Annotated in this window: 7 protein-coding genes; 2 read left to right on the top strand and 5 right to left on the bottom strand. The window is 60.8% G+C overall.

Annotation, left to right across the window (positions count from 1 at the left end; all coding sequences use genetic code 11):
- Window positions 1–2,057: 2,057 nt before the first annotated feature.
- Window positions 2,058–2,321, bottom strand: a complete 264-nt coding sequence (locus D3227_RS19390) for a helix-turn-helix domain-containing protein (RefSeq protein ID WP_120015912.1) — start codon at window positions 2,319–2,321, stop codon at window positions 2,058–2,060.
- Window positions 2,322–2,628: 307 nt separating this feature from the next.
- On the opposite strand from D3227_RS19390, the gene D3227_RS19385 reads away from it, so the two are divergent.
- Window positions 2,629–3,237 carry a hypothetical protein gene (locus tag D3227_RS19385; RefSeq protein ID WP_167480756.1) on the top strand — a complete coding sequence of 203 codons (609 nt, stop codon included), beginning with the start codon at window positions 2,629–2,631 and terminating at the stop codon, window positions 3,235–3,237.
- Window positions 3,238–3,352: 115 nt separating this feature from the next.
- Here the strand turns inward: D3227_RS19385 and D3227_RS19380 are convergent, their stop codons facing one another.
- Window positions 3,353–3,652 (bottom strand): hypothetical protein, encoded by a 300-nt coding sequence (locus D3227_RS19380; protein WP_147377635.1) that lies wholly within the window; start codon window positions 3,650–3,652, stop codon window positions 3,353–3,355.
- Window positions 3,653–4,264: 612 nt separating this feature from the next.
- On the opposite strand from D3227_RS19380, the gene D3227_RS19370 reads away from it, so the two are divergent.
- Entirely contained in the window at window positions 4,265–4,540 is a 276-nt protein-coding gene (locus D3227_RS19370) for a hypothetical protein (RefSeq protein ID WP_120015909.1), read from the top strand.
- Between the two features lie 71 nt (window positions 4,541–4,611).
- Here D3227_RS19370 and D3227_RS19365 read toward each other — a convergent pair whose 3' ends face one another.
- From D3227_RS19365 to D3227_RS19355, 3 genes are all read right to left on the bottom strand, one after another.
- Window positions 4,612–4,914 (bottom strand): hypothetical protein, encoded by a 303-nt coding sequence (locus tag D3227_RS19365; RefSeq protein ID WP_120015908.1) that lies wholly within the window; start codon window positions 4,912–4,914, stop codon window positions 4,612–4,614.
- Window positions 4,915–5,011: 97 nt separating this feature from the next.
- A complete protein-coding gene (locus D3227_RS19360; protein ID WP_120015907.1) occupies window positions 5,012–5,554 on the bottom strand; it encodes a MerR family transcriptional regulator in 543 nt (180 codons plus the stop codon).
- Window positions 5,555–5,751: 197 nt separating this feature from the next.
- Entirely contained in the window at window positions 5,752–6,075 is a 324-nt protein-coding gene (locus tag D3227_RS19355) for an integration host factor subunit alpha (protein WP_006201891.1), read from the bottom strand.
- Window position 6,076: the final 1 nt, after the last annotated feature.

Below are 6,076 nucleotides of genomic sequence, written 5' to 3'. Positions count from 1 at the left end.
GCTGCCTGGGGGGGTGGGCTGTTGGGGCGGCAGCGGGCTTCGTTGCTAGGCAACATCGAGACCATGAGCCGGCGCTAATGCGGAAGACCTTAACGGAACCCGGACAATTTTACCGATCGGTCCGTCGCCTGTGGATACTGGCAAACGCTGTGTGGCGGACCGTCTAGAGGCGCTTGGTGCCGTAGCCGGTCGGGCTGGCCGACGTCGTTGCCGTTGCATTTCTTGCAGCCAAGCTTCGGCCGAATATCCCATTCCATGGCCGGCGCGTCTAGGCCGAAGCAGTCGCGGAGCTTCACCAAGTCGAGCGCTTGCCTATGGTGACAGGCCGAGTTGTAGCAGCGCGCCCGTGACCGCCATCTTTGAACCGATCAGAGATTGGAAAGTCCAGCCCTTGCCCATCGTGCGGGTCAGCTCAGTCCCCAAGCTAGGCTCATCCAATTTGCGAGGCAGAGAAGCCAGCTCTTTGGTTTTACTAAATAGACGCGTATAATGGATTATGCCGACAGACGTCCCCTCTCATGTCGGCTAGGCCCGGCGGCCGAGCACCCACCCCACCCCCGCGACCGCCGGACCGCTGGGCGCCGCAGGGGGCAGGCGGGCTATGTGTTTCTCGGGGAGATCAGGACCAGCCAAGCTTGCCGAACGAGTGCCTGCTTGTCAGCCGGCAGCTTTCGAAACTGCCGTACGGTCATGCCGCAACCGAACGCCAAGGCTGCAACGTCACGGTCGCTGCGTTTGATGCGCTTGATCCTATGGCGCTGCCACATGGTTGGCAGTCGATAGACGCCGACGGTGAGGGGTGTTCTTGCCAGCATGCCGCGCCTCGATTAGAGCGAAGCGAACGACGCCACGACCATGTACAGGCTGATCGCACCACACCGCCGGGCTTTGTGGCAGTGATCGACAGGCCCGTTTGCGCGCTCGCGTAGACCCTGGCTGCGACGCTGAGGCCCTTGTCCGCTGTCCCATGCGAAATCATCAAGTTCATCGACATTGGTCCAGTCGATGCCGGAACCGCTATCACGGTAGCATCCTGCCACGATGACGCCACCGGCCGGGCAGTTGATCGTCCTCGAGAGACTGGTGCCGCCAGTGAGGCCCTGGTTGACCGCGCAAGGAGTTGCCGAAACCCCTTCATGCGCAAAGGGCCGATGGCGGAATCCGTCATGCCTCCTGCGTTCGAAATGGAAAGATCCACATCCCAGGCGGTGCCGGTCGGGACCGACTCGACATGAAGGGCAGCGTTTATCAAACCGCTGGCGGCAGCCTCCGTTGCCTCGGTAGCAGAAACTCTGGGGGTCAAGGGGTCGTCGGTTCGAATCCGGCCACTCCGACCATTTTTCCTTGAAATCCCCGGCTTTTATCGAAGGCGCCCTGCGATGCCTTTACTGTTTTCGGCACGAAGGCGCTCAATTCGCTGTAATCATAGGTGCTGCGAACTGGTGATGTTGGGACGAGATGGGGGCCGATGGAACCAAGCCAATCGCGTCCGCGCCTTGATTTTCCACTTCGGCACCAGTCGCCAGTGAGACCTGCTCAGGGGCGAATAAGGATCCCGCGAGCTTCCTCTCCTGTCGAAATGCACCGCGAGTGCCTGGTCTATGGCGCGCAAAACGGCGTACCGTTCAATCTGTTCGTCTGATAGCTCGCAATCGGGGACTTTGTCTCGCACCGACTGAACTGCGGAATAGGTTGAAACAATGCGTCCGGGAGCGGCGCAGTCGATATATCGCTCCACAGCGTCAACGACGTCGTCAGGAACAAGAAAGTTGAATTGGTGCAAACTGGTTGTGGTGGGAGTTACGATCCGCTTCAGCATTTCGCCTTCTGAAAGCCCCGGGCGACGCTGCGCCGAGATGGGTTCATCAGCAAGCACTAATAGGCGGCGAGAGGTGTTATGCACCGAATTCTGATGGCTGGTGCGATTTTTGGCGAATCTTGTTCGGATACGCGCATGGGGTGGCCGCTATTCGCAAGCGCCAGCAACCCGCCTGGATGGGACTAAAAAGCCCGCCAGGGCAAACCATGGCGGGCTCGTTGGGCGGACCCAGGGTCGACTATTGCATGGACTGACTTTCTGCCGTTGGCATATCCATCAAAACGCCTTCTGGCACCTGCAGCGCCAAGGCTATTCGTCTGAGCTTCGACGGATCGGCGTCCTTGCCGTTTTCAATGTCGGCAATCTCATGGACCGAGAGGCCGCATGTCAGGGACAGTTCTTCGACGCTGTATCCCCTGGTTTCGCGGACGGCCTTGAGGGCGCTGTAGCCGGACGTGGCAATCAATTCGGACGGAACTTCGCGTGTTGCAGTAGCGGGCATTGGCAACTCCGTGGGCTGAAAGGTCTGATCAAATGATGGTTGCCTGAGACGAGCGGGAGAATGCCCGCTCGCGGGCGATTTGCCAAGCGCCAAAACAAGCGTCACGGCAACGTGAATTGCCGCCGGGGAATGGCTTGCCGGAGCGGAAACCGCGCAAATGCCCCACCTCACCCGTCGCGCTCTCCAATCAAGTTCTTTTGAAGAATCCAACGCCGAGTTGATCGACGTTTTCGAACCCGCGTTCGTTACGCAGATGTCGCTGGCATGGACAGGTCGGGCCAGCCATTTTCCAGAAGGATCATACCCCATGAACTTGAAGATACTCGCGATCGTGCTCGGCACGATTCCAGGCTTTGCCGCTGCAGCAGAGGCTCAGGCGGCAGACATGATGCGCGTGCGCGGCACGGTCGTCGGCCTTGCCGGATCGACGCTGACGGTGAAAGACCAGGCGGGCAAGACGGATGCCATAGCGTTGGCGCAGGGGTGGAAAATCTCCGGCGTCGCCAAGGCATCGGCCGCCGACATCAAGCAGGGCGATTTCCTTGGCATTGCGTCCGTCTCGAAGGCCGATGGCGGCAGCGGCGCGCTGGAAGTCGTGATCTTCCCGGCTGCCTTGAAAGGCACTGGAGAAGGCGACCGGCCATGGGACCTGCAACCCAACAGCCGGATGACCAACGGCACGGTCGCAGACGTGACCGATATCGATGGCCGGACGGTGACGCTGACCTATGACAATGGCCAGAAGAAGCAGATCGCGATTCCGCAGTCGACGCCGATCGTGACCTTTGCGGCCGCCACGCCGGCGGACCTGACGCCCGGTGCGGCGGTATTCGTCACCACCGAGCGCGGCAGCGACGGCACGCTCACCTCCCGAAGGGTCGTCGTCGGCAACCATGGCGTCGTTCCGCCGATGTGAGGCGGCTCCCGTGAGAGGCGACCAGGGCTTCAGACACAATCCGGAAACAAAATTCTACAGTCGGGAAAAATTGTCGAAAAAATCCAGGACGATAGTCCCGATCGCGGCGCTCGAGTCATCGATATGGTCCGGTGATCTCCAGATTGCGGCCCGCACAAAAGGAAACAATGCCATGAAGAAGTCCCTCCTCTCCGCCCTTGGGCTGGCTTTTGCCCTCGCTGTCTCGATGCCGCTCCTCGGCGCGACCAGCGCTGATGCTGCTCCGGTGCATCACAAGCATCACCGCCATCATCATCGCAAGCATCATCACCACCGTCACCACCATCATCACCACGACCACAAGAAGGTGGAAGCGAAGAAGGCCTAAGCATACCGGCTTACCCCGACAGGAAGGCCGACTTTGGTTTTTGGCCAAGGGCGGTTTTCCTGACGGGGCCCTGCACCTCGCGGGATGAGGGACGAACCCAATTCCTGGGTTTGCCAGGCTTCTTGGGTTTTCTTGATAAAGACCAGCGCCGATTTCGCGGCAAGACACCGCTTCGTCCTGGCCGCTGCCCGGCTGCTGCTCACGCTTCGTCACCCGGCCCTTGTCGCCCGCTTCGCCATGCGGCTCGGCTATCTGCCAATCCCGTTTCCATCACGAGCGGATGCGCTGGCGAAAAATCGTCGACCATCCATTCTTTGCGCCGCCGACCGACAAGCTCGCGTCCAAGGCCTGCCGATTCCCGAAACGCTGTGGGCCGGGCGCGATCCTGCCGAGATCCCGCGGCCTGACTGCTCGCTGGCGACGTTTCGTACGCCAGATAGGTGGTCGACGCTGGCAATCGCTGACCGGCGTCACCCGTCCGCGATGCCCTCGAACCGGACAGACGATCGCTGGCGCCGCGCGACAAAAAAAATCTGAACCGAGGCATGAACCTTTCCTCTCTGGGCCGCACTAAACCGGCATGGACGCCAAGAAGGCGATCCCCAAACCAGAAGGACGCCATGACGGCGATCCTCAACTCAAAGAGAAGGAAATGCTCAAATGACCAACTTCACCAACTTCAAGCGCATCTCGCTCGCTGCTGCCATCGCCGTCTCGGCCTTCGGCTCGGTTTCGGTTCCGAGCTCGGCTTTCGCCGGCACGCACCCCACCGGCGACGGCGGCGCTGTCTGCAAGGGCTCCGGCTCCTGTCTGGTGCTGCAGATCGACTGCAAGGGCACCTACACTGATGCGACCGACAAGAACGGCACCGTTTACGGCAAGTGCAGCCAGGTCATGAAGATCGACCCGAAGACCCGGCTCAAGCTCGCCAACTGATCGCCTGTGGTCGAAGAAAATGGCGGCCGTCCGCGCGACGGCCGCCATTTTCTTGTCTGTAGCTTCGGGGTTCAGCGTCTGCTGAGGACGAGGCTGGCGATGAGCCCGACGACAACCAGCCCCACCGCGGCCGCGGTCGCCGGATGGTCGCGCGCCGTCCTTTCAATCGCCCTGCCCTTGTTCCTGATCGCGGGCAGCGCATCCGTGAGGCGCCCGGCCAGTTCGGAATAGTAGTCGGAAGCAGCGTCGCGACCGTCCTCGTAGTAAGCGCCACCTCGTTTGGCTACGGCTTTCCGCAAGGCCGCGAGTTCCCTGGAAAGGGTCGCGACCTGCTTTTCGAGGTCAAGATCGGAGAGGGTCGAAAGCGATGCCATGATTGTCTGTCCTTCTTTTTTCAGAGAAGGCCAAACGCATGGCCGCAGAAGCGGTTCCGGTTTTGCCGGCGGGATGTCCCGTGGCGGCGGACGAGGTTTAGCGCACCTGGTCGAGCAGGCGCTTGCATTCCAGAAGGTCGAACAGCGCCTCCTGCAGCAAGGCGCGGTTATCGCGCGATAGTTTCGACGAGCCCGGCTGCACCGGTCCCTCGTCGTCGCTCTTGCCCATGCCGAAAAAGCGGCGGCTCGGCTTCACCTTGGGCTGGCCGACCAGCATCTCGTCGTCCGCGCCACGCGGCTGGGCCGCCGGCGTCAGCGGCACCTGATCGGCCTGACGGCGCTGCGCGATCGCCTCGACCGCTGCCATGTCGCCATTGCCGATGGCGACCAGGAAATGGTTGCCGTTCTCGCGCAGCAGCTTCTGCACGCCCTTGATCGTATAGCCCTGGTCGTAGAGCATGTGGCGGATGCCCTTGATCAGTTCGACATCCTGCGGCCGGTAGTAACGGCGGCCGCCGCCACGCTTCATCGGCTTGATCTGGTTGAAGCGCGTTTCCCAGAAGCGCAGCACATGCTGCGGCAGATCGAGATCCTCCGCGACCTCGCTGATGGTACGGAATGCATCGGGGCTCTTGTCCATGGGCGAAATCCTCCACGCTGGACGGCGATTGGGCCTGTTGTGCCGAATCGGGTATTATTTCAGCGGTTTATGAAACAACATTCAAGCCCGGCGTCAAAATCGGCCGCCGTTTTCAACCGAAGCTTTCTATGTCCTTGTTTTTACGCAATTCCGGGCGGAAAACCGCTTCACACTTTTCCTGGAATTGCTGTAGCCGGCTATTTGCCGCCCTTGGCCTTGCTGTTCTGGTGCGAGCGAAGGATACGGCTCTTCAGCACATTCGACGACTTGAAGGTCATCACCCGGCGCGGCAGGATCGGCACTTCCTCGCCAGTCTTGGGATTGCGGCCGATGCGCTCGTTCTTGGAACGAACATGGAAAGTGGCGAAAGACGACAGCTTGACCGTCTCGCCACGAACGATGGCTTCGCAGATCTCGTCCAGGACCGCTTCGACGAGTTCGGCCGATTCAGTTCTCGACAAGCCAACCTTGCGATAAACGGCTTCGGCAAGGTCGGCGCGCGTCAGTGTCTTTCCCCCCATG

Source organism: Mesorhizobium waimense, from assembly GCF_003601975.1.
GTDB classification, from domain to species: domain Bacteria; phylum Pseudomonadota; class Alphaproteobacteria; order Rhizobiales; family Rhizobiaceae; genus Mesorhizobium; species Mesorhizobium waimense.
The sequence above is the reverse complement of the archived record's forward strand: the minus strand, read 5'-3'. Positions and strand labels throughout refer to the sequence as shown.

Excerpts from the sequence above, each read along its gene's own strand:
- D3227_RS19390 (WP_120015912.1), bottom strand. The coding sequence starts at position 2,321 with ATGCCCGCTACTGCAACACGCGAAGTTCCGTCCGAATTGATTGCCACG.
- D3227_RS19385 (WP_167480756.1), top strand. The coding sequence starts at position 2,629 with ATGAACTTGAAGATACTCGCGATCGTGCTCGGCACGATTCCAGGCTTT.
- D3227_RS19370 (WP_120015909.1), top strand. The coding sequence starts at position 4,265 with ATGACCAACTTCACCAACTTCAAGCGCATCTCGCTCGCTGCTGCCATC.
- D3227_RS19365 (WP_120015908.1), bottom strand. The coding sequence starts at position 4,914 with ATGGCATCGCTTTCGACCCTCTCCGATCTTGACCTCGAAAAGCAGGTC.
- D3227_RS19360 (WP_120015907.1), bottom strand. The coding sequence starts at position 5,554 with ATGGACAAGAGCCCCGATGCATTCCGTACCATCAGCGAGGTCGCGGAG.
- D3227_RS19355 (WP_006201891.1), bottom strand. The coding sequence starts at position 6,075 with ATGGGGGGAAAGACACTGACGCGCGCCGACCTTGCCGAAGCCGTTTAT.